The sequence below is a fragment of the Synechococcus sp. R6-7 genome (genome assembly GCF_047461695.1).
Taxonomy (GTDB): domain Bacteria; phylum Cyanobacteriota; class Cyanobacteriia; order Thermostichales; family Thermostichaceae; genus Thermostichus.
The window spans coordinates 1-2,904 of the sequence record NZ_JANSHS010000397.1 but is presented as its reverse complement, the minus strand read 5'-3'; the positions used below and the strand labels follow the sequence as shown (position 1 = coordinate 2,904).

General features: G+C 62.5%; 3 protein-coding genes. 1 reads left to right on the top strand and 2 read right to left on the bottom strand.

Annotated features, from left to right (window positions below; translation table 11 throughout):
* Positions 1 to 220: 220 nt before the first annotated feature.
* Together NW815_RS11470 and NW815_RS11465 are read right to left on the bottom strand one after the other, a co-directional pair.
* Entirely contained in the window at positions 221 to 1,282 is a 1,062-nt protein-coding gene (locus tag NW815_RS11470) for a DUF1611 domain-containing protein (protein ID WP_414390239.1), read from the bottom strand.
* Positions 1,282 to 2,334, bottom strand: coding sequence for a dipeptide epimerase (locus tag NW815_RS11465; protein WP_414390234.1), 1,053 nt, complete (start codon positions 2,332 to 2,334; stop codon positions 1,282 to 1,284). The genes NW815_RS11470 and NW815_RS11465 overlap by 1 nt, the downstream gene beginning before the upstream one ends.
* Before the next feature lie 178 nt (positions 2,335 to 2,512).
* Between NW815_RS11465 and NW815_RS11460 the strand changes: the two genes are divergently transcribed.
* Positions 2,513 to 2,904 (top strand): thiamine pyrophosphate-binding protein (locus NW815_RS11460; RefSeq protein WP_414416028.1); only part of this gene is annotated, 392 nt, incomplete at its 3' end.

The window sequence follows — 2,904 nt, the reverse complement described above, 5'->3', positions numbered from 1 at the left end:
CTTATTATTGACTAGAGTCATGCTCTTCTCTGAACACGGAGCAAGCCCAGTTCCTGGCCCCCGGCCAATGGGAGCGACTTGGATCGAGAATACCTGGCTGAGGAGATCGCATCTCAGAGAAGACAACGGCACCGGGAACCATCTGAATCGCTCACCTGTTGAAGATGATGAGTTTTTCCCAGATGGACAATGGGAGTGGATCCGCTGTCTGCAAACTGAGTTATCCTGCCGCCAGAATTGCCTCCAACAAGGGATCCGCCCCAAAACGCACCACATCCGTACAGGGCCGTCCGGTCTCGGCTTCCACCCGGCGGATCTGCTCTAGGGCTGCTTCTTCCTCCCAGCCGAAGGTATTGAGGGCAACCCCCACCACGGGCGCGGGGGCAAAGGCCCCGGCAGCCGCTGCCACCTGCTCATACAGCTCGATCACTTTGGACAAGGGTGGGATGGGCACGTAGTCCATCCCCTTGATGTAGGTTTGGCCGGCGCGGTGTACCAGGATGAGGTGGGTGGGCTGGGATCCACGCAACAGAGGCAAGGTGGCCGTAGAGGCGGGGTTGAGCAGGGATCCCTGGCCTTCCAGATGCAGAATGTCGTGGTCAGAGCCATAGCGCATGATCAGTTGCTCCACCGCCCCACTGGCATAGTCCACCCGCACCGCATCCAAAGGGATCCCCTCGCCGCCGATCAGGATCCCAGTTTGCCCGGTGGCCAAAAAGCGGGAGCGCAGGCCCCGTCTCAGGCTGGCCCGGTGCAGCTCCAAGCTGGTGGACATTTTGCCCACGCTCATGTCGGTGCCCACCGTCAACACCCGTTTACAGGGCAGGGTGCGGGCCAGGGCTTTCCCCACCGACAGGTTGGGGGGCTCGCGGCGAATATCCCAGATCCAGGCCCCCGGCTGCAACCACTGCCGAAACTGGGGATCCTCGGCCAAAGGCGTGTGCAGCCCATTCACCAGAGACAGGCCAGCTCGCAGGGCCAGGCCCAACTCCTCCCGCCAGGCTGGCGGCAACTGCCCCCCTGAAGGGGCGATCCCAATCACCAGAACTTCAGGCCGGTAGGCCAGCGCCTCCTCCACCGAGGCCACGATGGGAATGTCTTTGGCAATTCCGGTCAGATGGGCCAGGGATCCCCCCGCCTGCTCCCGGTCGATCACCGCCACCACCGGGAAGGAGCCGTAGCGCAGCAGCCCCAGCCCCGTTTTCCCATGCTCCCCCAGCAATCCCCCGTGGAGCAGGATGGCCACGCGACTTTCGCTGGACAGGGATCCTGGCTTTCCCATCATTCCTCCCTCAGCTCTACCCCCAAACCCGGTCGGTCGGTGGGGAGAAGGCAGCCGTCCTGCAGGATGGCCCCGGCAAAGGGATCGTCGATGAGGTTGAGGTGGCTATCCAAGTCCAGGTAATCCACCAGGGGAGCCAAGTGGGCTGCCGCTGTGTTCCCCAGAGCTGTGTTGCTGTAGCAGCCCAACATCACCTGTAGGCCGTGGGCTTTGGCGGTGTGGATCATGCGCCAGGCTTCGCCGAGGCCTCCGCACTTCATCAGCTTAATGTTGATCCCGTGGACGCGATCCACCAGAGGGGGGATATCGCGGCTGTCCATACAGCTCTCATCCACAAAAATGGGCAGCTTCGACTCGTGCCAGAGGGTGATCAGCTTCGCTTCCTGCCCCCTCTCCAAAGGCTGCTCCAGGTAGCTCACCCCTTGCCCCGCCAGCCAGTTGCTCATGCTCAGGGTTTGCTCCACCGTCCAAGCGCCGTTGGCATCCACTGTAATCAGGGATCCCAGCGGGATCACCTCTTGTACGGCAATCAGCATGTTCTGATCCGCCATCAGCCCCGAGTCGCTGCCCAGCTTGATCTTAAAGGCCCGCGCTTGGGTCTGTTCCATCCAGGCCAAGGCGCGCTGGCGGGCCGCCTGCGGGGTGGAGATGCCGATCGTCATCATCGTGGGCGGAATGCGGGAGCGATCCAGCCCCCACAACTGCCACAGGGGCCTCCCCAGCCGTTTGCCCATCCAATCGTGCAGGGCCATATCCACCGCTGCCCGCGCTGCCGAAGGGATCCCGGCCCGCAGCAGTTCCGCCTCAATTGGCTGGCGCTCCCAGGGGGAGTGGCGGCGTAGGATCCCTTTGGCCACCTCCAGACCCATCAGGATGTCGTCCAGAGACTGGTGGTAGTCGTCGCTCACCGAAAAAGGGCAAGCCTCTCCCCACCCTTCAACTCCCTCCTCCTCAATTCGCACCCAAGCCAAGGTTGTCTCGCTGTGGGTACCCCGGCTGATGGTCAAGGCGTAGCGCTTGTGAACGGTGAAAGGTTCGACGTAGAGCCGCATGGGCATCTCCAGAAGAGGAAGCTTGGAGGGGCAATTGGGCCTGGGCCGCCCCTTTGAGCTTAGCTTGGTTCCCAGCCCAGCCTGCCCCCGTCCCCAAGCCCAGAAAACAAGTTATCCCTTGCCCCGTCCGCCGTCTATGGTGGGATCCAGATCCACCGTTCTCCATACCCTTGCCACCATGAATACCGCCGAACTGCTGGTTCGCTGCCTGGAAAATGAGGGGGTGCAGTACATCTTCGGCGTTCCTGGCGAAGAAAACCTGGAAGTCCTGCAAGCCCTGCGCCGCTCCTCAATTCGCTTTATCACCACCCGCCACGAACAGGGGGCCGCCTTCATGGCCGATGTCTATGGCCGGCTGACGGGCAGAGCGGGGGTGTGTCTCTCCACCTTGGGGCCGGGCGCCACCAACCTGATGACCGGAGTTGCCGATGCCAACCTGGATGGAGCACCCCTGGTGGCCATCACCGGCCAAGTCGGCACCGACCGCATGCACATCGAATCCCATCAATACCTGGATTTGGTGGCCATGTTTGCCCCCGTCACCAAGTGGAATGCCCAGATCGTGCGCCC

Bases quoted from the DNA above. Each gene is read 5' to 3' on its own strand.
- NW815_RS11470 (WP_414390239.1), bottom strand. From the start codon at position 1,282: ATGGGAAAGCCAGGATCCCTGTCCAGCGAAAGTCGCGTGGCCATCCTG.
- NW815_RS11465 (WP_414390234.1), bottom strand. From the start codon at position 2,334: ATGCGGCTCTACGTCGAACCTTTCACCGTTCACAAGCGCTACGCCTTG.